Origin of the sequence: Marinobacter sp. C7, assembly GCF_022343555.1 — a bacterium.
GTDB lineage: Bacteria > Pseudomonadota > Gammaproteobacteria > Pseudomonadales > Oleiphilaceae > Marinobacter.
Genome location: NZ_JAKQZH010000002.1, coordinates 146,049 through 169,451, shown reverse-complemented (window position 1 = coordinate 169,451; position 23,403 = coordinate 146,049). Strand labels below are relative to the sequence as shown.

General features: G+C 60.8%; 27 protein-coding genes. 17 read left to right on the top strand and 10 right to left on the bottom strand.

Annotated features, from left to right (window positions below; all coding sequences use genetic code 11):
- Nucleotide 1: 1 nt before the first annotated feature.
- Nucleotides 2-910, bottom strand: coding sequence for a LysR family transcriptional regulator (locus MD273_RS10730; RefSeq protein WP_239037790.1), 909 nt, complete (start codon nucleotides 908-910; stop codon nucleotides 2-4).
- Nucleotides 911-1,072: 162 nt separating this feature from the next.
- Between MD273_RS10730 and MD273_RS10725 the strand changes: the two genes are divergently transcribed.
- From MD273_RS10725 to MD273_RS10710, 4 genes are all read left to right on the top strand, one after another.
- Nucleotides 1,073-1,555, top strand: coding sequence for a DoxX family protein (locus MD273_RS10725; protein WP_239037789.1), 483 nt, complete (start codon nucleotides 1,073-1,075; stop codon nucleotides 1,553-1,555).
- An 81-nt stretch (nucleotides 1,556-1,636) separates the two neighbouring features.
- Nucleotides 1,637-2,584, top strand: coding sequence for a glutathione S-transferase family protein (locus MD273_RS10720; protein WP_239037788.1), 948 nt, complete (start codon nucleotides 1,637-1,639; stop codon nucleotides 2,582-2,584).
- A 46-nt stretch (nucleotides 2,585-2,630) separates the two neighbouring features.
- Nucleotides 2,631-3,440, top strand: a complete 810-nt coding sequence (locus MD273_RS10715; RefSeq protein WP_239037787.1) for a DODA-type extradiol aromatic ring-opening family dioxygenase — start codon at nucleotides 2,631-2,633, stop codon at nucleotides 3,438-3,440.
- A 71-nt stretch (nucleotides 3,441-3,511) separates the two neighbouring features.
- Nucleotides 3,512-3,874 carry a DUF2784 domain-containing protein gene (locus MD273_RS10710; RefSeq protein WP_239037786.1) on the top strand — a complete coding sequence of 121 codons (363 nt, stop codon included), beginning with the start codon at nucleotides 3,512-3,514 and terminating at the stop codon, nucleotides 3,872-3,874.
- Here the strand turns inward: MD273_RS10710 and MD273_RS10705 are convergent.
- The 3 genes from MD273_RS10705 to MD273_RS10695 all read right to left on the bottom strand — a co-directional run bounded on the left by MD273_RS10705 (nucleotide 3,775) and on the right by MD273_RS10695 (nucleotide 6,812).
- Nucleotides 3,775-4,560: an OmpA family protein gene (locus tag MD273_RS10705; RefSeq protein WP_239037785.1), complete on the bottom strand. Its 786-nt coding sequence runs from the start codon at nucleotides 4,558-4,560 to the stop codon at nucleotides 3,775-3,777. The two genes, MD273_RS10710 and MD273_RS10705, sit on opposite strands and share 100 nt — an antisense overlap.
- 22 nt (nucleotides 4,561-4,582) lie before the next feature.
- Complete coding sequence (locus tag MD273_RS10700) at nucleotides 4,583-4,960, bottom strand: DUF4398 domain-containing protein (protein ID WP_239037784.1); 378 nt, start codon at nucleotides 4,958-4,960, stop codon at nucleotides 4,583-4,585.
- Between the two features lie 160 nt (nucleotides 4,961-5,120).
- Complete coding sequence (locus MD273_RS10695; RefSeq protein WP_239037783.1) at nucleotides 5,121-6,812, bottom strand: DUF3592 domain-containing protein; 1,692 nt, start codon at nucleotides 6,810-6,812, stop codon at nucleotides 5,121-5,123.
- A 254-nt stretch (nucleotides 6,813-7,066) separates the two neighbouring features.
- On the opposite strand from MD273_RS10695, the gene MD273_RS19090 reads away from it, so the two are divergent.
- A complete protein-coding gene (locus MD273_RS19090; protein ID WP_239037782.1) occupies nucleotides 7,067-7,243 on the top strand; it encodes a DUF3012 domain-containing protein in 177 nt (58 codons plus the stop codon).
- Between the two features lie 24 nt (nucleotides 7,244-7,267).
- Complete coding sequence (locus MD273_RS10685) at nucleotides 7,268-7,450, top strand: hypothetical protein (protein WP_239037781.1); 183 nt, start codon at nucleotides 7,268-7,270, stop codon at nucleotides 7,448-7,450.
- A 14-nt stretch (nucleotides 7,451-7,464) separates the two neighbouring features.
- On the opposite strand, the gene MD273_RS10680 is transcribed toward MD273_RS10685, so the two are convergent.
- The 3 genes from MD273_RS10680 to MD273_RS10670 form a co-directional block, all read right to left on the bottom strand.
- Complete coding sequence (locus MD273_RS10680; protein ID WP_239037780.1) at nucleotides 7,465-7,638, bottom strand: DUF2897 family protein; 174 nt, start codon at nucleotides 7,636-7,638, stop codon at nucleotides 7,465-7,467.
- Nucleotides 7,639-7,800: 162 nt separating this feature from the next.
- Nucleotides 7,801-8,949: a hypothetical protein gene (locus MD273_RS10675; RefSeq protein ID WP_239037779.1), complete on the bottom strand. Its 1,149-nt coding sequence runs from the start codon at nucleotides 8,947-8,949 to the stop codon at nucleotides 7,801-7,803.
- A gap of 216 nt (nucleotides 8,950-9,165) precedes the next feature.
- Nucleotides 9,166-9,849 carry a DUF4396 domain-containing protein gene (locus MD273_RS10670; RefSeq protein ID WP_239037778.1) on the bottom strand — a complete coding sequence of 228 codons (684 nt, stop codon included), beginning with the start codon at nucleotides 9,847-9,849 and terminating at the stop codon, nucleotides 9,166-9,168.
- Nucleotides 9,850-10,067: 218 nt separating this feature from the next.
- Here MD273_RS10670 and MD273_RS10665 point away from each other — a divergent pair, with 218 nt between their 5' ends.
- The 3 genes from MD273_RS10665 to MD273_RS10655 all read left to right on the top strand — a co-directional run bounded on the left by MD273_RS10665 (nucleotide 10,068) and on the right by MD273_RS10655 (nucleotide 11,959).
- Nucleotides 10,068-10,280: an acetyltransferase gene (locus MD273_RS10665; RefSeq protein WP_239037777.1), complete on the top strand. Its 213-nt coding sequence runs from the start codon at nucleotides 10,068-10,070 to the stop codon at nucleotides 10,278-10,280.
- 132 nt (nucleotides 10,281-10,412) lie between these two features.
- Complete coding sequence (locus MD273_RS10660; RefSeq protein WP_239037776.1) at nucleotides 10,413-10,925, top strand: hypothetical protein; 513 nt, start codon at nucleotides 10,413-10,415, stop codon at nucleotides 10,923-10,925.
- Nucleotides 10,926-10,990: 65 nt separating this feature from the next.
- Nucleotides 10,991-11,959 (top strand): hypothetical protein, encoded by a 969-nt coding sequence (locus tag MD273_RS10655; RefSeq protein WP_239037775.1) that lies wholly within the window; start codon nucleotides 10,991-10,993, stop codon nucleotides 11,957-11,959.
- A 10-nt stretch (nucleotides 11,960-11,969) separates the two neighbouring features.
- Here MD273_RS10655 and MD273_RS10650 read toward each other — a convergent pair whose 3' ends face one another.
- Nucleotides 11,970-13,301, bottom strand: a complete 1,332-nt coding sequence (locus MD273_RS10650; protein ID WP_239037774.1) for a S8 family serine peptidase — start codon at nucleotides 13,299-13,301, stop codon at nucleotides 11,970-11,972.
- Nucleotides 13,302-13,429: 128 nt separating this feature from the next.
- Here MD273_RS10650 and MD273_RS10645 point away from each other — a divergent pair, with 128 nt between their 5' ends.
- The 8 genes from MD273_RS10645 to ahpC all read left to right on the top strand — a co-directional run bounded on the left by MD273_RS10645 (nucleotide 13,430) and on the right by ahpC (nucleotide 22,028).
- Complete coding sequence (locus MD273_RS10645) at nucleotides 13,430-13,921, top strand: RNA polymerase sigma factor (protein WP_239037773.1); 492 nt, start codon at nucleotides 13,430-13,432, stop codon at nucleotides 13,919-13,921.
- Nucleotides 13,918-14,649, top strand: a complete 732-nt coding sequence (locus MD273_RS10640; protein ID WP_239037772.1) for an anti-sigma factor family protein — start codon at nucleotides 13,918-13,920, stop codon at nucleotides 14,647-14,649. Before MD273_RS10645 ends, MD273_RS10640 begins: the two co-directional genes overlap by 4 nt.
- 105 nt (nucleotides 14,650-14,754) lie before the next feature.
- Nucleotides 14,755-15,864, top strand: a complete 1,110-nt coding sequence (locus MD273_RS10635) for a histone deacetylase family protein (protein ID WP_239037771.1) — start codon at nucleotides 14,755-14,757, stop codon at nucleotides 15,862-15,864.
- A gap of 181 nt (nucleotides 15,865-16,045) precedes the next feature.
- On the top strand, nucleotides 16,046-16,654 hold the full coding sequence (gene betI / locus MD273_RS10630; RefSeq protein ID WP_239037770.1) for a transcriptional regulator BetI: 609 nt from the start codon (nucleotides 16,046-16,048) through the stop codon (nucleotides 16,652-16,654).
- A gap of 14 nt (nucleotides 16,655-16,668) precedes the next feature.
- Nucleotides 16,669-18,138 (top strand): betaine-aldehyde dehydrogenase, encoded by a 1,470-nt coding sequence (gene betB / locus MD273_RS10625; protein WP_239037769.1) that lies wholly within the window; start codon nucleotides 16,669-16,671, stop codon nucleotides 18,136-18,138.
- Between the two features lie 27 nt (nucleotides 18,139-18,165).
- The gene (betA, locus tag MD273_RS10620) at nucleotides 18,166-19,851 is read left to right on the top strand and encodes a choline dehydrogenase (protein ID WP_239037768.1); all 1,686 of its coding nucleotides are present in this window, start codon (nucleotides 18,166-18,168) and stop codon (nucleotides 19,849-19,851) included.
- Nucleotides 19,852-20,054: 203 nt separating this feature from the next.
- A complete protein-coding gene (locus MD273_RS10615) occupies nucleotides 20,055-21,272 on the top strand; it encodes a BCCT family transporter (protein ID WP_239037767.1) in 1,218 nt (405 codons plus the stop codon).
- A gap of 192 nt (nucleotides 21,273-21,464) precedes the next feature.
- Entirely contained in the window at nucleotides 21,465-22,028 is a 564-nt protein-coding gene (gene ahpC, locus MD273_RS10610) for an alkyl hydroperoxide reductase subunit C (protein WP_239037766.1), read from the top strand.
- A gap of 111 nt (nucleotides 22,029-22,139) precedes the next feature.
- Here ahpC and MD273_RS10605 read toward each other — a convergent pair whose 3' ends face one another.
- Together MD273_RS10605 and MD273_RS10600 are read right to left on the bottom strand one after the other, a co-directional pair.
- Nucleotides 22,140-22,616: a peroxiredoxin gene (locus MD273_RS10605; protein WP_239037765.1), complete on the bottom strand. Its 477-nt coding sequence runs from the start codon at nucleotides 22,614-22,616 to the stop codon at nucleotides 22,140-22,142.
- Nucleotides 22,617-22,669: 53 nt separating this feature from the next.
- Entirely contained in the window at nucleotides 22,670-23,401 is a 732-nt protein-coding gene (locus MD273_RS10600; protein ID WP_239037764.1) for a DUF3581 domain-containing protein, read from the bottom strand.
- Nucleotides 23,402-23,403: the final 2 nt, after the last annotated feature.

Genomic DNA, 23,403 nt, shown 5'->3' with positions numbered 1-23,403 from the left:
CTCACTCGAACCGGTCCCAGTAGGGTGGTTCCCCGAAGTAGCCGTCCAGGAAGTCGATAAAACTGCGCACCTTGCTGGCCAGCAGCTGCCGGTGCGCGAACACTGCGTACAGGGCCATTGACTCTGGTTCGTGATCCGGCAGGATCACCTGGAGTTTCCCGTCGCGAATCGCGGCGCCTGCGATGAAGGTGGGTTGCAGCGCGATTCCGGCACCGGCGATGGCGGCTTCCACCAGCACGTCGCCGTTGTTGCTCACCATGTCACCTCCCGCCTGCCTCGCTGAACTCTGAAGCCACCGGTGTACCTGTCCGGTGGCATCCTGATCCATATAGCTGTAGCGCAGATAACGGTGATGCTCGAGGTCCTCCGGGCGCTGGGGGGTACCGTGCTGTTTCAGGTAGTCCGGGGAGGCGCACAGCACCAGCCGGACCGGCGCGATGCGTCGGGCGATCAGGGACGAGCTTTTCAGGTGGCCGATGCGCAGGGCAATGTCGAACCCTTCCTCGATGATATCCACCTTCCGGTCGTTCAGTTGCAGGTCGATATCCACCGCCGGATGAGCCTTCTGGAACTCGGTCAGCAACGGAGCCATGTGGCGGATGGCAAAGGACACCGGGGCGCTGATACGCAACAGGCCCCGGGCCTCGGTCTGGAGGTCGCCCAGCTGGTTTTCCAGGTCGTCGATGTCCGTGAGAACCTGTTCGGCGCGCTGATGGTAGCGGGTGCCGGCCTCGGTCAGGTGAAGCTTCCGGGTGGTGCGGTTGAGCAGGCGGACGCCGAGGTGCTGCTCAAGCTGGGAAACGTACTTGCTGACCAGCTGGGGGGACATCTCCAGCCGGTCCGCCGCTCGGGTGAAGGTGCCTTCGTTCACCACGGTGACAAAGGCGCGCATGGCATCGATACGGTCCATTCGTTTGTCCTGGCTGGATGGTATTCCCGATTATCAACATAAAGTTGATAATAAGCCAACATCTACCACCTTAGTCTTTTCATCTGGCGATAGTAAAGTGGTCCCATCTTCTGGAGCGGGGCTTCAGAACTCATCAACAGCGAAAGATTCGAGGTGACGATTATGAACACTCAATTTGCACAGGCGCTTTTCGGCTCCACCGGCGGTCTGGCCGCTTTGGTCCTGCGGGTACCGGTCGGACTCATTCTGGCAGCCCATGGCGCCCAGAAGTTGTTTGCCTGGTTTGGCGGCTACGGTCTGGAAGGCACCGGTCAGTGGATGGCCAGCATCGGCCTGGAGCCGGGCTACCTGATGGCGCTGATGGCCGGTAGTGCCGAGTTCTTCGGTGGTCTGGCGCTGGCCCTGGGTCTGCTGACCCGCCCGGCAGCACTGGTCAACGCCATTGCCATGCTGGTGGCGATCTTTGCGGTCCACATCGGCAACGGCCTGTTCATGTCCAACAACGGCTACGAGTATGCCCTGACCCTGTTCGTGGTCAGTATCGCCCTGGCCATTCAGGGTGGCGGACGCTTTGCCCTGGACAATGTCCTGCTTGAGCGCTTCGGTGGCGCAGGTTACAGCCAGAGCGCGGTCGCGGCACGCTAAGCAGACAGGGTTAACGGCAATAACTGACTGAGGCACTCCCCAAGTAACGGGGAGTGCTCCTGTAACAGAGGGGAATGGATCATGCTGGTAAACGGTGTCTGGCAGGAGAACTGGCAGCCGGTACAGGCGAAAGATGACGAAGGACGCTTCATCCGGCAGACCTCGTCGTTCCGGAACTGGGTTACGCCCGATGGTGAGCCCGGTCCAACCGGCAAGGGCGGCTTCAAGGTCGAGAAGGGACGTTACCACCTTTACGTGGCCTACATCTGCCCCTGGGCGTCCCGGGCCCTGATGGCGCGGGAGCTGAAAGGGCTGAAAGAGTTGATCGGGGTGACGGTGGTGAATCCCCGGCTGACGGACCAGGGCTGGCAGTTCGGCGGTTTCCCGGGTGCGGACGAGGACTCGCTTAACGGCGCACGCTACATGCACGAACTCTACACCCGGGCCGATCCGCAGATCTCCGGTCGCGCCACCGTGCCGGTGCTCTGGGACAAGCAGACCGGAACCATCGTCAACAACGAGTCCGCGGATATCCTGCGGATGCTGAACTCGGCGTTCAGAGAACTGGTGGATCAGGGCCCCGATCTCTACCCGGCAGAGCTTGCTGCTGACATCGACGCGCTCAACGCCTACCTCTATACGGACCTGAACAATGGCGTATACCAGGCCGGTTTCGCGTCCTCGCAGCAGGCCTACGATGAGGCCTATGGCAAGGTGTTTACCGCGCTGGATGAGCTGGAAAGCCGGTTGGCGGACGGGCGGACCTATCTGTTCGGGGACCGGCTGACGGAAACCGATATCCGGCTGTTCGTCACGCTGGTGCGCTTCGATGCGGCCTACCACGGCCTGTTCAAGTGCAACCGTAACACCCTGGCATCCATGCCGGGCCTGCACGCCTATATGCACAGGATCCTGGCCCTTGATGGCATCGCCGGCACGGTGCATCTTGATCATATCAAGGCCGGCTATTACTCCATCAAGGCGCTGAACCCCAGTGGCATTGTTCCGGCAGGGCCCGGGCAGATCTGACATCACGACGGGTACCGGAGTTCACCGGTATCCAGGAGGCACTTCCATGGGCAGTCATCAAGACATCCTGTTCATTTCCCACGGTGGCGGTCCCATGCCGTTGCTGGGAGATCCCGGCCACCGCGAGATGGTGAATCGGCTCACCGAAATTGCCGGTAAGCTGCGCAAACCCTCGGCGATCCTGGTGGTCAGCGCCCACTGGGAAGAAGCGGTGCCGACGGTCACGGCGGGAGCCAACCCGCCGCTGATCTATGATTACTCCGGATTTCCCCCCGAATCCTACGCCATCGAGTATCCCTGTCCCGGTGAGCCGGCGCTTGCCGGGCAGATCCATTCGGCCCTGGAAAAGGCCGGAATACCGGCAAGGCTGGACGACCGGCGGGGCTTTGATCACGGCCTGTTTGTACCGTTGAAACTGATGTATCCGCAGGCGGATATTCCGTGCGTGCAGCTGTCACTGGTGAACAGTCTGGATGCGGAGGCCCATCTGGCCATTGGCCGGGCCTTGCAGGCACTGGACTACGACAACCTGCTGGTGATCGGCTCCGGGTTTTCGTTCCACAACATGCGGGCATTCTTCACGCCGAACACGCCGGAAATCCGGGCCCGGAACGAGGCTTTCGAGGTCTGGCTGGAGGATACCTGTACCAATGCGACGATCAGTGAAACCGAGCGGGCTGACCGACTGAGGCACTGGGAACAGGCGCCTTACGCCCGGTTCTGCCACCCTCGTGAGGAGCATCTGTTACCGTTGCATGTGTGCTATGGACTGGCGGGGCAGGCCGCCCGGACCCGCTTCGAGGCAACCATCCTTGGAAAACAGTCCGGGATGTTTTACTGGCGGGTGGGCCGGTAAAGTAAGGGTTTAATCTCGGTTTCCGGAGGCTGTGACTGTTGCCATGATGCCGCTGAAAAAGCGGGGCTCTCATGTCCCCTGAGCTGTATCTGCTGCTGGCGGATTCGCTGCTGGTCCTGCATGTGCTGCTGGTGGCCTTTGTTATTTTCGGCCTGGTGGCGGTTTTCCTGGGCCGCTTGCTGCATTGGCGCTGGGTACGGAATTTCTGGTTCCGGGTCACTCATCTGGTGGTGATCGGGATTGTTGTGCTGCAGGCCTGGCTCGGCGTGTTGTGCCCGCTGACCGTCTGGGAAATGGAACTGAGGGAGAGAGCCGGCGCGGCCGGAAATGATCCTCAGCGTGTCTGGATCACACCGTTCTCGTCGGAGATGACAATCTCGACACGACGGTTCTGCTGCCGTCCGGCACTGGTTTCATTGGATGCCACCGGATAGGCTTCGCCGTAGCCAATTACCTCGACCCGGCTGCGGGCGACGCCCTCGGCCACCAGCGCATCGCGAACGGCCATGGCCCTGCGTTCGGACAGGTCCTGGTTATACGACTCTGCACCGGTACTGTCGGTGTAACCTTCCACCCGCACCCGGCGCTCCTCATACTGCAGCATGAAGTCTGAGAGCCGTCGTACCGTGCGCACGCCCGCGGGCTTCAGGTCGGCCTTGTTGACGTCGAACAGGACGTCACCCAGTGTCAGTACCATACCACGCTCGGTCTTCTCGGCCTGGAGGGCCTCCATTTGTGCGCGGAGGGCCGCCGCCTCGTTGGATTTCAGCTGCAGCATGATGTCCTGCCGGCGTTTCTCCGCGGAGCTGATCTCTTCTTCCAGTTCAGCGCGCAGGCCCTGCTGCTCGGCAATCTCGGCATGGCGCTTGGCGAGGTAGGCGGCGTGCTCCACCCGCACGATATCCTCGTCGTCCTCCAGCAGGGCTTCGGCCCGATCCAGTTGTGTCCGGGCGCTGCGTAGCTGACTGGAACCGCTGCGGGCCACGTAGGGATCTTCCGCGATCTTGTTGTAGACCATGCGGGCTTCTTCGATTCTGGCGTTCTGTTCAGGAGCGCTGGCACAGCCAAACATCAGCGCCGAAAGCCCGACCGTGGTAATCAATGACAGTATACGATTCATGATGTCGATCTCCTTTCAGGGCTCACTGTTGGTCCATTTCCAGCTGTTTGCGGAGGTTCTCGATGTTGGCATTGATCTCCTCCACGGCGCGTCTGGCTTTTTCAGTCTCGGAGCGCGCTCCGGCCAACTGTGCGTCCACCGAGGCCTGCTCCAGCAAGCGCTCGGCTTCCCTGTACTCTTCACGATCGATCAGTTCGCGGGCATCGGCCACCTTGTTCTGGGCCTGGTTCAGCAGCACCGGCTCGAACTGGCGGGCATCGGCCGCCTCTGCCTGGGTGATGGACCCGGTCGCCAGCTGCAAATCGCTGTCCGGGCGGGGTCCCGGACCCGCGCAGGCCGCCAGGGTCGCTGCGAATCCAAGAATGATGAAGGGGCGTGAGAAACGAATGTGTGGCTGCATGCATGAACTCCCTTGTTCAGACATTTCCTTGGGTGGGGGTGATCGCGGCGGTTAAGAATTGAGCAATCCCTACGGAAATATAGCAGCTGTGTGAGGAAGGTGACGGGATATCCGGCCAAAAAATGACCGGATCAGGGCAGTGAACGCATGGGCGAGGCGGTCAGTCGAGTCGGAGTAACTTGATGAGGTTGTCTCTCAGAGCTTCTGCCACAGCCCGGCCAGCAATGCCCTCGGCCAGGCGGATAACCTTGCCCCCGGTTGCGTCGCGGAATTCCAGTGAGAAGTACTCGGTGGTGCGCCGGCCGCTGTTCATGCTCATACCGCCTTTCAGGTTCAGTTGGTCAGCCCGCACCAGGTTACCCGAGCGTTTCCACAGGGCCATACCGCCCCAATAACGGACCGCCTCCACACGGGAGCCTGCGATACGTGCTTTCAGGCTTCGTCCGAGCATGAACAACCCGCCCAGGAACATGGGGAAACCGAACAGGCCGAACATCAAGGCCATGAAGTAGAGCATGACGCCTTCCTCCGCAGCCACGTAGGCCAGCCCGACGCTCACCCCGCCGAAGATCAGTCCGAAGATCAGGACCATGGCCTTCAGGGCGAGGTTGCGACCGGCACGGCTGTGCAGCAGCACACCGTTGCCAAGCATCTGGACATCGATCTGTTCAGCGGCGTTGGTCAGCGACTTCATGCGCGCCTGGCGCTCGTGATGCTCCACGTGGGCCTCGCTGAGGGAAATGGAGGACGTTTGTGTGCCCTGTACCACCGGCAACTCGTAGGTGCGTTCGAGCGGAATGGGCTGTCCGGGCCCGGTCAGCAGCAGGCGCCATTCGACCTGGCGACTGCCCTCGTTGTCGGTCTCGGGAAGATCGGTTGGCGGGGTGAAGCGAAACCGCACCACAGAACCACCGGCTTCGTCGGTCACCTCCGGCACCTGATCCGCCTGCCAGATGACGGATTCGCTGCGGCTGCTGTTCTTGCCGCGGCTGATCCGGATCCTCAGGCACTGAAGGGTTACCAGCCAGTCGGCCTGACCGAGGCGGCGGACCAGGTTGATACGGCCGGCGACATCGCCACCGATCTGGCCGGGGGAAGGGTCCAGCGCCAGTGGCGCGGGCCCGTAGTAGCGCCAGTTTCTCAGGTTTTTCCAGGCCATGTAGGCGAGCCAGAGGCCGGCCATGGGAAACAGGAGCACCGCGAGAATTGGCCAGTTGTCCTTGCCGAGCTCGTCCGGAATCGCCAGGACGGCGGGCAGACTGATGCCGATGAACATGAAGGCCATGAACCCGAACATCCAGAATCCGTGTTTCTCGGAGGAATGGATGGGGCCGCCCGCCATGGCAGTCTCAGCCGCTTTCTTCCGCCCCATGAGCATGACAAACAGGCCAACGCCGCTGAACACAGCCCCGAAAATGGTCATGAACAGCATCTTTTCCCAGCGCAGCTCACGCACGAGATAGCTTTCCGATGGCACCTCCGGATTCACCCAGGCGGTCAGATGGCCCTGGCTGCTGGCCCGGCGCAGGCGGCTGGCCAGTTCGTGGTGGTAGTCACTGATGTTATCGCTGCCGCGATCATAGCCGACCCGGGAACCGTAGTAGTTTCGCCCGCTGTAGTGGTAGCGGTAGGCGGCTTCCACCGAATAGGTGGTCGAGTCGGAGCCGCTGTTACTGCGTACGTTGACGCTCTCGAGGGTCGCGGGTACTTGTCGCCAGTCGGCGCTGACGGCGTGTTCGTAGAGGGTGTGCAAGGGGCCGAGGGCCAGAACGCCAAGACCGGCGGCCAGGAAGATGAGACCAAAGAGACTGACCCCGAGCCCGGATTTTTTCTTTTTGCTGACTGCCGCCACCGTTGGTTTCCTTTCCTTGTGGTTCGATGAAATTCGACACAGGTCTCTTATGATAGCGACAAAAACGGAACAGAAGTGTGTTCTGTGTCAGCCCGGGCGAATTCGCCGACCTCCAGAATACCGATTATGCTGGGAGGACCGGTTAAGGGGAACCCTGTGTACCCTGGAGCGTCTTGATTGTTACCGCGAGTCTGGAGGCCATTGGCTCTGTGCAGCGGTAAAGATGTATAAACCAGAAAACAGGGTGCGAATAGGTGAAAAAGAGCTTTTATATCAGCATGGTGACGGCGCTGTTCCTTCTTGGCGGATGTTCCCCGGAAGTTGGCAGCAAGGCCTGGTGTGAGGACATGGATGAAAAACCGAAAGGCGAATGGACAGCCAACGAGATCGGGGACTTTGCCAAGCACTGCATGTTCCGGTCGGACAAGTAACGAAGGTGGCGGGGCGAGGGCGTCATGAGAGATGAAATCGTCGTGCTCGCCTACTACCTCGCAGAGCTCCTGGCCTTTGGCTTTGCTCTGTACACGTGGGTTTCCGCGGGGGCCGGTTTCGGCTGGGGCGCGCTGCTCGGTGCGGGGATCGTGTGGTTTCTCGCCCGGAGCGTGCTGGTCTACGTGGCGGCCTTTCTCTTCCGTTAGCTGAGCGCTCTCGGTCAATCATTGCCTTCAGCCTTGTCTTTCGCCTCCATCTCCGCTTTCCGTTTGCGGATTTTCTCCAGCTTGTCCTCGGGAATGCGCGTGGAATGTGCCGAATCGCGCAGGATCATCAAACTGCCGACAATCAGGGCCAGGGCGAGCAAGAGGATGATCCATCCGATAGCGGGCATATCGGTATCTCCGGTTATTGAATCCCTCCTATAGTGACCCACGCGCGCTTGCCATCACAAGTCCGAGTCAGGACGTTGATAGTCTTGCGGCGGGCCTGTCAGCGCCTGCCCAAAAAAAACCGCGGGTTTTGGCCCGCGGCTTTTTTGGGGCGGAATTTCCGATCAGTAATCCTTTACTTCGAACTGATCGTCTTCCGGGTCGGCGGTGTAGCGGCCTTCCACCTGGTCCCAGTGGTAGGTGTCGCCCATCATGGCCCGGATCCGCGCGTCGCTGGTGGCTGCGCTGGCGGCATCCTTTCCGGTCCAGGAGCGGGCGCCGTACCAGTTGATCGTTACCTCTTCCGGTGCAGCCGACGCCATGGAGCGGAAGTACCAGGGCACCACGTGATTGTGCTTGTTCAGATAGTCGGCAGACGCCAGGTACCACAGGCGGTTGTGGACGAACGTCACGATGCCCTCCAGTTCGACATTCTTGTCACCGATCCAGACGTCCTGAATGCCGGAGGACTTGTACCAGGTGACCGGAGTGTCATGGCGCTGGATCAGTGTCTCGATGGACCACCGGGTGCGCTCACCCACCCAGTCGTTTGCGCCGTCGCCGTTGGCGTCACCCAGATAACTCTTGCCATCCTGGGACCAGAAGGGGTCCAGTAGCTCCAGCCGATCCACCATGACGTTGGTGCCAACGCTGCCGGCGTAGATGGCGTCGCTGATCCTGGTGGCGACGATGGTGGCCAGCTGGTTGCCGAGGGAGTGGCCAGACAAGCGCAGATAGTAGGAGGTGTTGTTGGCCAGAGCCGCGGTCACCTGCTCGAAGGCAATCTGGCCCACTGACTTGTCCGGTGAGTGCCTGTTGGAGTAGGAGCCGTCGCTCAGGCGATAGCGCATGCCGCGCGGACCGTTCGTGGACCACATCTTGGCCTCGGCATCCTTGACCTCGGATTCGTCGGCAAATTGGTCCCAGTAGAAATAGGCGATGTTCCAGCCTTTGTTTTTCCACGATGTGGCGGTGATGACATCCTCGTCTCCCCAGACGAACCGGAAGTCCTCCCGGTCATAGCCATTGCCCCGGGTTGCAGAGCCGGGCTGCCAGCCATGGAAATGGACGATGGTCGGTTTGGAGGGATCGTAGAATTTCAGGGGCACGTTATTCACGGTGCCATCCGCCTCTACGGCTTTGACAGCGTTGTTCTTGCCGTCGAACCAATAGAGTCCGTAATCAAGAGAGTCCTCCACCGCATGCGCGGAGAACGATGCCATGATCAGAAGGGTGCCGGCCAGCGAAAGGAAAAGTCTGAATGTTCTTTCCATAATGGTTTTAACCTGCCTTTTTATAGTTGTAACAGATGGTTAGGCCACCTGGCAGGCTATCAGAGCTTACTCCGGCCGAAACGGACGGTTGATCATATTGTGCGGATGTTCATTTTTTCGCGATCAAGCTTCCCGATGAATTTGAAGGCTTTCGCAATCCGGAACAGGCGGCCTGATCGGCAATGGACTTCAAGGCCCGATCAGGCCTTTGTGAGGTCAGTGGCAATGCGCGTGCGCCGCCGCTTCGGTGTCCCGTGGATCGCCCATGCCACCCTTCAGACCATACTTGATCAGCAGCAGGTTGGCGGGCCAGGCCGCAAACAGACCCAGTGACAACGACACATAGAGGGACGACCAGAACAGGGCGTCGCCCATGGTGGATTTGCCGCCGAGGTACAGGTCGGTGGTGATGGCCACCGATTCCATGACTACGATGGAAATGCTTTCCGCCACGAAGGCGCCCTTGAAGGCCTCCTTGAACGGCATGCCGTTCTGCATCATCGGTCCGATGTTCAGGGCGAAACCGAAGATGTAGGCCAGCGAGAAGGTGATGATCGCGGCCCAGAAATTCCCCAGGGCGAACAGACCGACGGAGATAATGACACCGAGGATCTCGCCAATGCCGCAGCCGGAATAGCAGTGAGCCACGGAGCGGAAGCCTTTCCGGGACAGGCTGTCTGTCGGAATCTGTTTACGCCCCGAGTAACGGTAGATGAGAACACCGATAGGGCCGGAGTACAGCACCGTCAGGATCCAGACCCATTGCATCATGGATGCGATGTGGCTGTTGTTGGTGCGCAGATCATAGACTACCCACGCGACACTGGCGGCAACAAAAGCCAGCCAGATGCTGAGCCCCGTCCAACTGTCGATCAGGGCCTGAATAGAGTCAATACTCATATTGAGGAACGTCCTGTAGCCGAAAAATTTTGCCTGTCTATAGCTCAGACCATGGAACCGGGCAGCGCACTTTTCAACCAACCAAGCTCCAGAGCCGGCCGGAGGAGGCCTTCGGAAGTGACGTATGGCAACAGGAAGAGACAAGCGCGATTCTTCAGGCAGGTTCTGATGTCTTCTGTTAGTTTTATAGAAGGACACCCAACACGAAGGAGATCCTCATGTTTGTTGCGGAGAAAGCGACCGGACACCTGATTGAGGTGCTGGATACCAGTGCCCTGTTCGATCCACATCTGGATAGCATCAAGGGCAGCCTTCACTATGGTGAGGAAGCCCAGGATCCCGAATCCTTTGCCAAGTCCGAACTGGTGTTTCCCTCGGGTGAGCCCCTGCCGGTGTGCTGGACAGACCCTGATTATCGACGCCGAACCTAGACCACTGCCCCGATCCACCGGAGCAATTGGTGGGGTCTGGACCCCGCCTGAAAAAAATATGGAATAAATCTGCTGTCCACCCGTCTTCCTGGTGAAAGCAACCCGAAAAGGGCAAAACAGGAGGACGTGACCATGAAAAAGCATGTACTGACTCTCGCAATCTGTTCCATCCTTTCCACCGGCGCCCTGGCTGCTGAAGGTTCTGGTGCGGCCAATGCCAATGTTCAGGCAGAAACCAGCATGAAGGCGGAAGCCAACACCCGGAGTGGTGTGTCTGCCCAGGGCAGTGGCTCGGCTTCTGCCGAGGGCAATGTGGACGGCCAGGCGGTTCGCGATGAGGCATCCGAGCAGGGCCGGACCACCAGCAATGAGGCCCGCCAGAAGGCCAATACCGCCGTCCGTGCCGGTGTCGAGACGGGCCAGAAGGTTCGTGGCACCGCCAATGCTACGGCGGATGCGGCAACCGACACCGCCGCCGAGCAGCGTGAAGCCGCCGGCGAACGCATGAATAAGGCCCGAAATGCCGAAATCCAGGCTGAAACCAATCAGCAGATCGGCACGTCAGTCTCCGATAGCGTCAAAAGCGAAGTCCGTAACACCGTGAAAGGTACGGTGCAGGGTTCCGCTGGCGGCGGCCTGTTGTAAAGGCGTGATCCGAGAGCAGCCGGGCCGTTTCAGGCCCGGCTTTTTTCTGACAGAGAGGAGCCGATATGCGTTTGATACAGCGAATCTCCACCCTGTCCCTGGCACTGGGACTGATGTCTCCGGTACTGGTGGTCGAGGCGGCGGACAAGGCTGAACTGAACGGCCATCTGGAAGGCGGCTATGAGCACGACAGCAATCTGACCGTGGACGAACTGAATGCCTCTTCCGGCGAGAGTGACGAGGCCTGGGTGTTCGATGCCGGCCTGGAAGGCATCCTCAAGCCGGCAGAACGACTGAATGTCACCCTGGGTTATTCGGTGTCCGGTCGCCGGTACCAGACTTTTGACCGGTTTGATCAGGATATCCACCTGGCGTCTGCCGACATCAGTTACGACTTCGATCCGGTCACTGTCGGGGCGAGCTACCATTTCTCCCATGCCACACTGGGGTCCGACCCTTTCCTGGATTATCAGCGGGCGAGTGTCTATCTCGGTCGTCTGGTGGGTGACGATGTCTACCTGCTGGCGAGCCTGCAGGACAAATCCAAGGACTTCGAGGACAGCAGCGCCCGGGACTCGGACATCAAAGGCGCCAGCCTGGACTCGTTTTTCTTTTTCAACGAGGCGCGAAGCCATTTACTGCTTGGTTTGGACGGCGACCGCGAGGACGCCAACGCCGATGCCTATGACAACCGCCTGATCCGGGTCCGCGTCAGCCTGGTGCACAAGTTCACGTTGGCCGGTAAGGACAACCGGTTCCGCCTGGGCTGGCGCTTCGAGGACCGGGAATACGAGGCGGTGACCATCACCAGCAGCGATCCGTTGCTGACCGATCCGCTCACTGGTGACCTTACCGAGCGCAGTTCCAGCCAGCGCGTGGATCAGGCCCGGATCCTGGAAGCGGGTTGGCGCATCGGCCTGACCGAGGTGGTCAGTGTTGAGCCGAGCATTTCCTACGGTAACTATACCTCCAACGTGGACTCGGCCGACTATGACAAGACCGTAGCCGGCGTCACCCTGCGGGCCGGTTTCTGACCGGGAAAGCTCAGTAATCCAGCAGGCCGTGGCCGAAACTCCGGTCACGGCCAGGTTCGCCCAGATCCCGGGCTGTCCCGATAAGTGCCTCGATTGCCTGCTCGGCAGAAGCCTCACGGAGCCGGCAGGCCAGGGCCGCCGTGACCACCGGTGCTGCCAGGGAGGTGCCGCTGTCAGATACCCGTCCGCCCTCCGGAGCGGCGACCGGAACCGATACCCCCCGGGCCGCAAACATCACCTGCTCGCCACGATTGGCCCACCGATAGAGCTCATTCGAGTCGTCCACCGCGGTAACACCGATGACCCCGGGATAGGCTGCCGGATACAGCGGCGGTGCTGCCGGTCCCTGGTTGCCCACTGCCGCCACCAGCACAATGCCTCGATCCAGCAGGTTGCGGATAACGGTCGCCAGTACCCGGTTATCCGGCCCGGTCAGGCTGATGTTCAGAACAGAAATATCCTGCTTTGACAGCCAGTTCAGGCCTTCCAGAAGGTGGCCCAGGCTGGCTCCGGACAGATCCCGGTTCCGGTCAAAGAACACGGACGCATTGAACAGAGTGGCGCCGGGCAGGCGGGCCGGCGACTCGCCCCTGTAGTCGCCCACCATCAGGCTCGCGACGGCAGTCCCGTGGGCACGTGGCGCCGAAAGCTGGCCCCTGTTTCCGTCAACCTCCAGAAAACGGGATTGCACCACGCGCGCCTGCCGGAATGCCGGATGGTCGGTGGCAATCGAGGTATCCACCATGCCGACCCGGACCGGGGCGGAGCACAGGGTTTGCCAATGAGGTGCCTGCGCCTGCGGCTCCGACGGCCCGTCGGCCTGCGGGCTATAGATGTGGTTTCGGTCCAGCCGGTCCGCAAGTTCCGGCAGGACTGCCCGCAAGGCTTCCCGGGAGTCCAGCTCCGGTGATACCCGGAAGCGGACGAGATTCAGGCCTACTCCCGTCAGCTCCTGGCGCTTGAGCAGCGTAATGCCGGCTCGGTCGAGCCGGGCGATTTCCTCGTCGGTACCGGTGAACAGCCACTGGCGCTCCACCGCGCGCCAGCCATCTTCGACGGCAACATCGGTGAACGCCACTTCGCCCTGTTCCGTCAGAACGGGAAGCTCTGGCGGCAGGCTTTCAAGCGGGTTCCGCAGGGTGTCAGGCGCGGCTTCCACCCGGTCCTCGACCTGCCGCGACAGCCTGCGTTCCACGAGGCGTTCTGCGCTCTGCTCGACCTGTCGGGTTACGGGCCCGGCCGCCCCGTCCAGCACACTGCCGGTACCCAGCGCCAGCACCGGGGTGGCGAGCGAGGCCAGGGCGAGCGCGGGGAGCCAATGGATCTTTCGGAAGTGCTTCATCGTGTCTGTCCAGATTCGGAAGTGTTTCATTCGATATAACGACCGGGTCGGGAAAAAATTCCGTTCTTTGATGGAATAAAACGGTTTCTGGCCCGTTGTACTGGTAACACGTATCAGCAAAGAGCGCTATGCAACAGGAAATCACCGAACTTTTGCCCAGGCTCAGACGCTTTGCCTACTCGCTTACCGGCTCCATGCCCGATGCCGACGATCTGCTCCAGAATACGGTGGAACGGTTGCTGGCCCGGGACATGCCGGAGGATGCGGACCTCACCAAGTGGGCGTTCCGGGTCTGTCGGAATGTCTGGATAGACGAGTGCCGGGCCCGGAAGGTTCGCCGGGAGGCAACAGAACAGCCGGAGCTCTCCGAAGGCCAGGTTGTCGATGGTGAGCACCAGACAGCCCGCGAGATCGAGTGGAATCGGGTAGATGAAGCCATGGCAAAGCTGCCGGAGGATCAGCGCCAGATCATTTCCCTGGTGGCCATCCAGGGTTTCTCCTACCAGGCCGTTGCGGAGATCCTCTCGGTGCGCAAGGGTACGGTAATGAGCCGGCTGGCCCGGGCGAGGGCGGCACTGAGCGAGGCGTTGGCGCCTGCAACCATGAGGACCGGACCATGAACATAACCGACGAGACCCTGTCTGCCTTCCTGGATCAAGAACTGCCCGAGGCGGGCATGCAGGCGGTGCGTGACCAGCTGGCCGCCGACCCGGCACTGGCCGATCGCCTGGCGGAGCTGGCCTCGGTCGACGCCGAACTCCAGACCCACTATGGCGCGATTGATGACCGGCCGATGCCGGAGGCGGTTACCCGTCTGCTGGCGGATGCGCCGCCCGCCGGCGCAGGCGGCGAGCCCGACAACGTCATTGCCTTCCCCTGGTGGCGCCGGGTGCGTGAGCACACAGGCAAGGCCGTCGCCGCGGCCGTGATAGCAGGGTTCGCCCTCGCACAATGGCTGGCCGTGCCGGGGTCCGGCGAAGAGGCCGGCTGGCCGGCAGTGGCACAGTCTCTGGAAACCCGTCCCAGCGGTGAGCCCCATGCCATTGATGATGCCACCATCGTGACGCCGAGACTGACCTTCCGGAACCAGGCGGGTGACTGGTGTCGGCAGTACCTTGTGCAGCGGCCTGACCATGCCTCGGAACAGATTGCCTGCCGTACCGGTGCCGGCGACTGGGAACAGGTGGCGAAAGTCGATGTCGAGGCCGGTGCTGCGCCGGACTCCTATCAGACTGCCAGCGGTGGCAGCGTGCTCGATAGCACGCTGGATCGGTTGATGGCCGGTCCTCCACTGGGTCGACAGGAAGAACGGGCACTGATGGGGCGCTGGACTGACGCCGGGCCCTGATGCTGATGGGCTCTGAGACCCACGGACCGCCCGATTGATACTATGCTGTTACTGGAGGCTCCGGGTGGGCCTCCATGTCGGGCGTAGGACTTCAGGGAGGTGCCGGTGGCCAGGCGAAAGGATGTCACCGTCTTTTACGATGAACGGGTACTCAATCACGCCCCGGATGTGAATGCGGCGTTTCTTCCCGGCCGGCTGGATAAACGTGTCCGGGCCATCCTGTCCGGTCTGGCAGTGCAATGGAAATACCCTGAGCACCCCGGTCGGATCCGGGCCATCGTTGACCTGCTCGAGCGTGAACCGGTCGAGGGCGTCCGGTTCGCCACCGGGCAGCCGGCAACACGGGAGCAATTGGCCCGTGTACACACCACCTCGTACCTCGATGAGGTGTTCTCCCTCCGAAACAAGAACGCCTGGCTGGATGTCGATACCACCGCGGTGTCCCCCGGCAGTGTCGAGGCAGCCGAGGTGGCCGCCGGCACGGCCATTGCTGCGGTCGAGGCGGTGGTTGCAGGGAATACTGACAGTGCCTTCGCCCTGGTGCGACCGCCGGGCCACCATGCCGAGCCGGTGCGTGCCCGGGGGTTCTGCCTGTTCAACAACGTGGCCGTGGCGGCAGCCCATGCCCAGGCCCAACTCGGTTGCGAGCGGGTCCTGATCCTCGATTGGGATGCCCATCACGGCAATGGCACCCAGGACATTTTCTGGGCTGATCCGGATGTCATGTTCGTTGATATCCACCGTGCTGCACCGTTCTATCCCGGCAGTGGCGGTTTGCAGGAAGTGGGCGCCGGGCTCGGGGAGGGGACCACCGTGAACATCCCTATGCCGGGTGGCGCCGGTGATCCTGCCTACCTGCGGGCAATGCAGGACATCCTGATTCCCGCTGCGGAATACTTCAAACCCGATCTGATTCTGGTGTCGGCCGGCTTTGATGCTCACTGGTACGACCTGGCCCTGAATGTTACCTACGAGGGTTTCGCGGCCATGACCAGCATCGTGCAGTCCCTGGCGGAGCGATTGTGTGAGGGCCGGCTGGCCTTCGTGCTCGAGGGTGGCTACAACACCGAGTCTCTCTCCCGTGGTGTCCGTTCGGTGCTGGATGTTCTGGCCGGTGGCGATATCCCGCAGCCCAGAATTTGCGGAATGGCGGAGGTGGAAGAGGCGATCGCGTTCCACCTCGGTGCCTTTACGGACGATTCGACCGGAAATTGAAGTTGGCCATGGCGCACCGTGGCTGATGGCTTTCTCCCGTCTGCCTGTTTTTTGTCCAAAGTTGAAACCCTGTCGCCTTTTCTGTAGCCTTTATTTTAATTGAACGTTCAATTAATAAAAAACAGGCCGAAATCACCGCCTGTTTTCGACACGGAAATCATCGGGAACACACGGAACCGCCATGCCAAAAGTTGGAATGAAAGACACCCGAAGGCAGCAGCTCATCGACGCCACCATGGAGTCCATTGCCGAGCTGGGCATGCAGAACACCACCATCGTCAGCATCAGTAAGCGGGCGGGGATGTCCTCGGGGATTATCAGTCATTACTTCGGGGGTAAGCAGGGCCTGATCGAGGCGGCGTTGCGTTACCTGCTAGAGCAGCTGGGCAAGGAGTTGCGTGAGCGCATGGCGAACACCGACGGCTCTCCGGAACAGCGGCTCGATTGCATCGTGGAAGCCAATTTTTCCGAGTTTCAGCGCTCCGCTCTGGCGGCCAAGACCTGGCTCAGCTTCTGGGCCCGCTCAATGCACGAGCCCGGACTCAAGCGCCTGCAGCAGATCAACAATGCCCGGCTGTATAGCAACCTGCGCTATTCCTTCGCCCGGGTACTGCCCGCGGCCCAGGCCACGGAGGCGGCACGGCAGACCGCTGCGATGATTGACGGCTTCTGGCTGCGAAGTGCCTTGAGTGTGGACCCGATGGAAAGCTTCGAGGCGGGCGAACGGCTCACCAAACAGTTTATTCACGACACCCTGGCCAAGTCCGGGGCAACGAATTCAGCGAATTGAGGTTACCGGTCACTATGTCCAACAACGTACCTGTGGTTCAGAACTTTGTGCACGGTCGTTTCCTGGCCAACACCAGCGGCGAGAGGTTTCCGGTGGTAAACCCGGCCACCGGGCAGATCATCTACGAAGTGGAGGTTGCGGATGATTCCGTCCAGCAGGCGGCCATGGAAAGCGCCCGGGCCGGATTCGCCCAGTGGTCCGCCATGCCGGCCATCGAGCGCAGCCGTATTCTTCTGAAGGCTGTGTCGCTGCTGCGCGAGCGCAATGACGAGCTGGCCGCGGCCGAGGTCCGGGATACCGGCAAGCCCTGGCAGGAAGCGGAAGCCGTGGACGTGGTGACCGGTGCAGACGCTATCGAGTTTTTCGCCGGCCTGGCGCCGTCCATTGAGGGCAACCAGCAGGATCTGGGTGGCGATTTCTACTACACCCGGCGTGAACCGCTGGGTATCTGTGCCGGTATTGGCGCCTGGAACTACCCGCTGCAGATTGCCTGCTGGAAGTCGGCTCCGGCACTGGCTACCGGCAACGCCATGATCTTCAAGCCCTCCGAGGAGACACCCCTCGGCGCCATCAAACTGGCGGAAATCTTTGTCGAAGCGGGTGTGCCGGCGGGCGTGTTCAACGTGGTCCAGGGCGCGGCCGAAGTCGGCCAGTGGCTGACTCACCACCCGGACATTGCCAAGGTATCGTTTACCGGTGAGGTGGCGACCGGCAAGAAGGTCATGTCCGCGGCGGCGAGCACCCTGAAAGACGTGACCATGGAGCTGGGCGGTAAATCCCCGCTGATCATCTTCGATGACGCCGATCTGGAGAACGCCATCTCCGCCGCCATGGTTGGCAATTTCTACACCCAGGGCGAGATCTGTACCAATGGCACCCGGGTGTTTGTCCACGAGGACATTTACCCGCGCTTCATGGAGCGGCTCCTGGAACGGACCCGCAAGAACATCAAACCGGGCGACCCGATGAATCCGGACACCAACTTCGGTGCCCTGATCTCGGCCAAGCACCGGGACCTGGTGCTCGATTACATCGCCAAGGGGCTCGCCGAGGGCGCCACCCTGAGTCATGGGGGCCGCGCCTTCGAGCCGGACGATTCCAAAGGCGGCTATTTCGTGGAGCCCACCATCTTCACCGACTGCACCGACGACATGACCATCGTGAAGGAAGAGATCTTCGGGCCGGTGATGTCGGTGCTGACCTTCTCCGACGAGGACGACGTGATCGCCCGGGCCAACAACACCGAGACCGGTCTGGCCGCCGGTGTGTTCACCAACGACATCCGTCGGGCCCACCGCGTCATCCACCGGATCCAGGCGGGTATCTGCTGGATCAACAGTTACGGTGCCTCGCCGGCGGAAATGCCGGTGGGCGGCTACAAACTTTCCGGCATCGGCCGTGAGAACGGGCGCGAGACCATCGCTCACTACACCCAGATCAAATCGGTGTATGTGGGCATGGAAGATCTCGACGCCCCGTTCTGATCCCGCAGGCCACAGAGGAGACCGCGTATGACAGAAAACCGATACGACTACATCATCGTGGGTGCGGGTTCGGCTGGTTGCGTGCTGGCCAACCGCCTCACCGAGGATGGCCGGAGCAAGGTCCTGCTGCTGGAAACCGGTGGCAGCGACAAGAGCATCTTCATCCAGATGCCCACGGCCCTGTCCATTCCCATGAACACCAAGAAGTACGCCTGGCAGTTCGAGACCGAGCCGGAGCCGTATCTGGACAACCGGCGCATGCATTGCCCCCGGGGCAAGGTGCTGGGAGGCTCGTCGTCCATTAACGGTATGGTCTATGTCCGGGGCCACGCCCGGGATTTTGACGAATGGCAGTCCGAGGGTGCCGACGGCTGGAATTACCAGAATGTCCTGCCTTATTTCAAAAAGGCGGAAAGCTGGGCTTTCGGTGGCGACGACTACCGGGGTGACGCCGGGCCGCTGGGCGTGAACAACGGCAACAACATGCAGAACCCGCTTTACAAGGCGTTTATCCGGGCGGGTTCCGATGCCGGTTACCTCGAAACCGCCGACTACAACGGGGCCCAGCAGGAAGGTTTTGGCGCCATGCACATGACCGTGAAGAATGGTCGCCGCTGGTCCACGGCCAACGCCTACCTGCGCCCGGCCATGGAGCGGGATAACCTGACCGTGGTCACCCACGCCCTGGTGCACAAGGTGTTGCTGGAGGGTAAAACCGCCACCGGCGTGCGTTACGAGCAGGGCGGCAAGGTCCATGAGGTGTATGCCGGGACCGAGGTGATCCTGTCGGCCGGCTCCATCGGTTCACCCCACTTGCTGCAGCTGTCCGGCATCGGCAAGCGTGAGGTGCTGGAGCAGGCCGGTATCGAGGTGCAGCACGAGCTGCCCGGCGTCGGCGAGAACCTGCAGGACCATCTGGAGTTCTACTTCCAGTTCCGCTGCAACCAGCCGGTCTCCCTGAACCGCAAGCTGGACTGGTGGAACAAGCTGAAGATCGGCGTGCGCTGGATCCTGCGCAAGGACGGCCTGGGCGCCACCAACCACTTCGAGTCCTGTGGTTTTATCCGTTCCAAAGCGGGTGTGGAGTGGCCGGACCTGCAATACCACTTCCTGCCGGCGGCCATGCGCTATGACGGCAAGGAGGCCTTCGATGGCGATGGCTTCCAGCTGCACATTGGTCACAACAAACCGAAAAGTCGTGGCTTCGTGCACGTGCAGTCCGACGATCCGAAACAGTCGCCGCGTATCCGCTTCAATTACCTGGAGCACGAAGCCGACCGCGAGGGCTTCCGCGACTGCGTGCGGCTGACCCGGGAAATCATCAACCAGCCGGCCATGGACGAATACCGGGGGGCGGAAATCCAGCCCGGTGCCGAGGTCCAGAGCGACGAGGAGATCGATGCCTTCGTGCGCCAGGCGGTGGAAAGCGCCTATCACCCATCCTGCTCCTGCAAGATGGGCACCGATGAGCTGGCGGTGGTGGATCCGGAGACACGGGTTCGCGGCATCAACAACCTGCGGGTGGTGGACTCGTCCATCTTCCCGACCATACCCAACGGCAACCTGAACGCGCCCACCATCATGGTGGCCGAGCGGGCCGCCGACCTGATCCGGGGCAAGGACGCCCTGCAACCTTCTGACGCGCCTGTGGTGATGGATGACCAGTGGCAGGCACGGCAGAGACCGGGACAGGCAAAGCGCGCGCTGGCTTAGCGCGTCGTCATCCCACCCGGGCGTGCAAGGCGCCCGGGGTTTTGCAAGCCCTCAGGATTTCCCTATCAGCGCGACGGCATCCCGCCGTTTCCGGGCGCCGGATAGGCAAGTCCTGGGTTTGTGTCCGATTCGAAAGAACAAAGTAGAGGAGGAAAACCCATGCTGTTCACTATAATGATGACAAACAACCGGAGGTGTAGCGCATGACACTCTGGTTATCCACAGGACTGATTTTTACCTTCGCCGCCATTGCCCTGATTCTGTACAAGTGGTGGGACATGCAGTGCATCGGCGTGACGCCGGTTCGCACCCTGACCTTCATTGCCATCCTGTTCACCTCCGGCCTGGACGTGGGGCTGATCATGTTCCCGCTGACCGAGTTCGGCGGGTATGGCAACCTCGGTGACAACCCGGAATACGGCTTCGCCAACCCGCTCGCCATCGAGTTCGGCTTCTGGGCGTTCCTGATCTGGGGCTTCTATTTCCTGACCTGTTTCTATTTCGCCATCATCGAACCGCGGGTGAAGTTCTTCGAGATTCCGCTGGTCAAGCTGGTGAATAACGTGGTGATCATCGGCACCTGCGCCTTCACCGCCTACCTGTTGCTGGTGAATCTGCCCTGGTATCTGCCCCAGCTGGGCGACGGTGAATCCGTGGTGCCGGCGTTCTACGTGATCGTGTTCCTGTCGATCGCGCTGGCGGTGTACTCCAGTTCCAAGGTCAAGTACATCCGGATTCTGAGCATCGGCTCCAGTGTGCTGTTCATTGCCCTGATCACCGGCATGTGGTTCCGGGCGTTCGTCCTGGGCAAGGGCTCGCCGGCGGACTTTCTCGGCACTGCGGGAATGTTGGGTGACTATTTCGCCAACATTCACCAGTTCGTGCTGCCGATCAACGATTACCACGCCTTCTACCTGTTCTGGTGGTTCTCCTGGAGCATCATGATCGGTCAGTTCACCGCCCGGTTTGTCAGTGGCATCCGGACCTGGCAGCTGCTGATTGCCATGCTGGTGGTGCCGTCCATTGCCATCGGGGTCTGGTTCAGCGTGCTCTACTACTACCACGCCGAGGGACTGCAGATTGCCGCGTTCACCAACATCGCGATGATTTCGGTGGGCGTGCTGATGGTGGTGAATTCCCTCGATTCCCTGATCCGGCTGTACACCGACAACCTGAACCTGACGGCTCAGCGTCTGGGCCGGGTGAACTACGTGATCTTCAACCTGGTGGCGATGGTCGGGCTGACCATGCTGTTCCAGCTGGACTTCCTGAGGATCCAGTGGGTCGGTGCCCTGGTGATTGGTCTGTACTTCGCCTGCTTTGCCTACATCCTGGCAAAGAAGCGGCCGGAGGTGGCTGCCATCAAAACGTCACCGAAGGAAAATATTCTGGATTTTCACAAGATTGAATTAGCGGGATAAGACCCCATATCATCAACCGCAGTTACTTCCCGGGATGGAGATGACTGCGGGTTGTTGCGCCCGGCTCCGTTGGAAAATAGGCTGAGCCTATCCCTGGATTGGAAATTATCAATTTAAACGAAGCCGGCAACATCCGTATATTTGCGTCCCGTAGATTCTTCAACCCTCACATGCACCAAACAGGAGTTTTCAATGGGCATCATTAACAGCGAGATCAAGCCGTTCAACGCAACTGCATTCAAACAGGGCGAGTTCGTTGAGATCAGCGAAGCGGACGTAAAAGGCAAGTGGGCGGTATTCTTCTTCTATCCGGCCGACTTCACCTTCGTTTGCCCGACCGAGCTGGGCGACGTGGCTGACAAGTACGAAGAGCTGCAGAAGATGGGCGTAGAGGTGTTCTCCGTGTCCACCGACACCCACTTCACCCACAAGGCGTGGCACGATACTTCCGAGACCATCGGAAAGATCAACTACTACATGGTAGGAGACCAGACCGGCACCATCACCAACAACTTCGGTGTTATGCGTGAAGGCCAGGGCCTGGCCGACCGTGCCACTTTCGTGATCGATCCGGACGGCATCATCCAGGCTGTTGAGATCACTGCCGAAGGCATCGGCCGTGACGCGGACGACCTGCTGCGCAAGATCAAGGCTGCCCAGTACGTTCGCAACAATCCGGGTGAAGTATGCCCGGCCAAGTGGAAAGAAGGCGAAGAGACTCTGGCTCCGTCCCTGGACCTGGTCGGCAAGATCTAAGTTTCTTCCCTGCGAAGGAACGAGTATTGGCGGGGCCTGCATTGCGGGCCTCAGCCTCAAGACAAACCCCGGTTCGGCCGGGGTTTGTTGCGTCTGGGCTATGCGTTTTGTTTACAGGGCAGCGAGGATGGTCTCGGCGCTGGTGGTGTCCAGGCCCTGTGAGTCGACATGCAGCAGTTCCACAGTGCCGTCGTTGACGATCATGGCATAACGCTGGCTGCGAATGCCCATTTTGGTGGCCGTGCGATCCTGGGTCAGGCCCAGGGCGGTGGCGAATTCCGCCAGGCCATCGGCCAGCATCACGATCTCCTCGGCGTTGTGGGCCTTGCCCCAGGCGTCCATCACAAAGGCGTCGTTCACCGAGGTGCAGACGATGCTGTCCACGCCCCTGGCCTTGATCTGGTCGGCGTTGATCACAAAACCCGGCAGGTGGGCAGCCGAGCAGGTGGGGGTAAAGGCGCCGGGAACGGCGAACAACACCACTTTCTTACCGTTGAACAGCTCACTGGTACGCACCGGCTGCGGGCCGTTCTCACCCATGACCTGAAGCTCAATATCCGGCAGTTTGTCGCCTACCTGAATCGTCATTGCTGTGTTCTCCCGGGTGTTGATGGGTATGTTGTGTTGATGCCAGGCCGCGATCAGGAGCCGGTCGCTTCGCTGCCGTAGTTGGCGCCGCGGGCCTTGAGGCGATAAAACTCCTCTATGACGGCTGCCATGGCATCTGGGGAGTAGGGGCGCAGTCCGCCCAGGACCAGGCGCTTGGTGACTTCGCCCACCGGCTTGCCATCGGCCTTGAGCTGGTATTCGAGGGTTACGTTGCCACGCTTGCCGGCAGCCTCCAGTTCGGCATTGCTCAGCTCCAGTTCGGGAGAGGAGGCATCCACCGTGTCCAGAGCCAGGCTCATGCTTTCATACATCACCATTGGACGGTCGGGGTTGAACATCACCCCATTGGATTCCATCAGTGGCTTGAGGGTGTGGGGGAAATTCTTGCCGGAGGCGGCCACGTAGCATCGGGTAAAATCCTCAATGAACTGCTCGTCCCGGGTGATCTCTCCACTGCGGGTAACTTCCAGATATACCTTGCCGTTGGCGTCGCACACTTCGATGCAGTTTTCGCCCTTCTCCTCCAACAGCAGGGAGACACCATCCCCAACAAGGCTGCAGAACCGGAAGGTCATGTTCTGGGACAGACCGAAGCGTGAGAGCACAACGGCAAACAGCAGGTCGCCGGGCACACAGAAACGCCGTGCATCGGGATCATGGATCGGGTTGAAGTCCCCGGCCACCTCCTTGGCGAACTGGCTGGCCTGAAGCGCTGAAATGGTGACGCGTCCATCCCGGACGGAGTGAAAACGATCTAGAAACATGG

What these genes read in the sequence shown, in the direction of transcription:
- MD273_RS10730 (WP_239037790.1), bottom strand. Translation starts at nt 910, where the DNA reads ATGGACCGTATCGATGCCATGCGCGCCTTTGTCACCGTGGTGAACGAA.
- MD273_RS10725 (WP_239037789.1), top strand. Translation starts at nt 1,073, where the DNA reads ATGAACACTCAATTTGCACAGGCGCTTTTCGGCTCCACCGGCGGTCTG.
- MD273_RS10720 (WP_239037788.1), top strand. Translation starts at nt 1,637, where the DNA reads ATGCTGGTAAACGGTGTCTGGCAGGAGAACTGGCAGCCGGTACAGGCG.
- MD273_RS10715 (WP_239037787.1), top strand. Translation starts at nt 2,631, where the DNA reads ATGGGCAGTCATCAAGACATCCTGTTCATTTCCCACGGTGGCGGTCCC.
- MD273_RS10710 (WP_239037786.1), top strand. Translation starts at nt 3,512, where the DNA reads ATGTCCCCTGAGCTGTATCTGCTGCTGGCGGATTCGCTGCTGGTCCTG.
- MD273_RS10705 (WP_239037785.1), bottom strand. Translation starts at nt 4,560, where the DNA reads ATGAATCGTATACTGTCATTGATTACCACGGTCGGGCTTTCGGCGCTG.
- MD273_RS10700 (WP_239037784.1), bottom strand. Translation starts at nt 4,960, where the DNA reads ATGCAGCCACACATTCGTTTCTCACGCCCCTTCATCATTCTTGGATTC.
- MD273_RS10685 (WP_239037781.1), top strand. Translation starts at nt 7,268, where the DNA reads ATGAGAGATGAAATCGTCGTGCTCGCCTACTACCTCGCAGAGCTCCTG.
- MD273_RS10680 (WP_239037780.1), bottom strand. Translation starts at nt 7,638, where the DNA reads ATGCCCGCTATCGGATGGATCATCCTCTTGCTCGCCCTGGCCCTGATT.
- MD273_RS10675 (WP_239037779.1), bottom strand. Translation starts at nt 8,949, where the DNA reads ATGGAAAGAACATTCAGACTTTTCCTTTCGCTGGCCGGCACCCTTCTG.
- MD273_RS10670 (WP_239037778.1), bottom strand. Translation starts at nt 9,849, where the DNA reads ATGAGTATTGACTCTATTCAGGCCCTGATCGACAGTTGGACGGGGCTC.
- MD273_RS10665 (WP_239037777.1), top strand. Translation starts at nt 10,068, where the DNA reads ATGTTTGTTGCGGAGAAAGCGACCGGACACCTGATTGAGGTGCTGGAT.
- MD273_RS10660 (WP_239037776.1), top strand. Translation starts at nt 10,413, where the DNA reads ATGAAAAAGCATGTACTGACTCTCGCAATCTGTTCCATCCTTTCCACC.
- MD273_RS10655 (WP_239037775.1), top strand. Translation starts at nt 10,991, where the DNA reads ATGCGTTTGATACAGCGAATCTCCACCCTGTCCCTGGCACTGGGACTG.
- MD273_RS10650 (WP_239037774.1), bottom strand. Translation starts at nt 13,301, where the DNA reads ATGAAGCACTTCCGAAAGATCCATTGGCTCCCCGCGCTCGCCCTGGCC.
- MD273_RS10645 (WP_239037773.1), top strand. Translation starts at nt 13,430, where the DNA reads ATGCAACAGGAAATCACCGAACTTTTGCCCAGGCTCAGACGCTTTGCC.
- MD273_RS10640 (WP_239037772.1), top strand. Translation starts at nt 13,918, where the DNA reads ATGAACATAACCGACGAGACCCTGTCTGCCTTCCTGGATCAAGAACTG.
- betI (WP_239037770.1), top strand. Translation starts at nt 16,046, where the DNA reads ATGCCAAAAGTTGGAATGAAAGACACCCGAAGGCAGCAGCTCATCGAC.
- betB (WP_239037769.1), top strand. Translation starts at nt 16,669, where the DNA reads ATGTCCAACAACGTACCTGTGGTTCAGAACTTTGTGCACGGTCGTTTC.
- betA (WP_239037768.1), top strand. Translation starts at nt 18,166, where the DNA reads ATGACAGAAAACCGATACGACTACATCATCGTGGGTGCGGGTTCGGCT.
- MD273_RS10615 (WP_239037767.1), top strand. Translation starts at nt 20,055, where the DNA reads ATGACACTCTGGTTATCCACAGGACTGATTTTTACCTTCGCCGCCATT.
- ahpC (WP_239037766.1), top strand. Translation starts at nt 21,465, where the DNA reads ATGGGCATCATTAACAGCGAGATCAAGCCGTTCAACGCAACTGCATTC.
- MD273_RS10605 (WP_239037765.1), bottom strand. Translation starts at nt 22,616, where the DNA reads ATGACGATTCAGGTAGGCGACAAACTGCCGGATATTGAGCTTCAGGTC.
- MD273_RS10600 (WP_239037764.1), bottom strand. Translation starts at nt 23,401, where the DNA reads ATGTTTCTAGATCGTTTTCACTCCGTCCGGGATGGACGCGTCACCATT.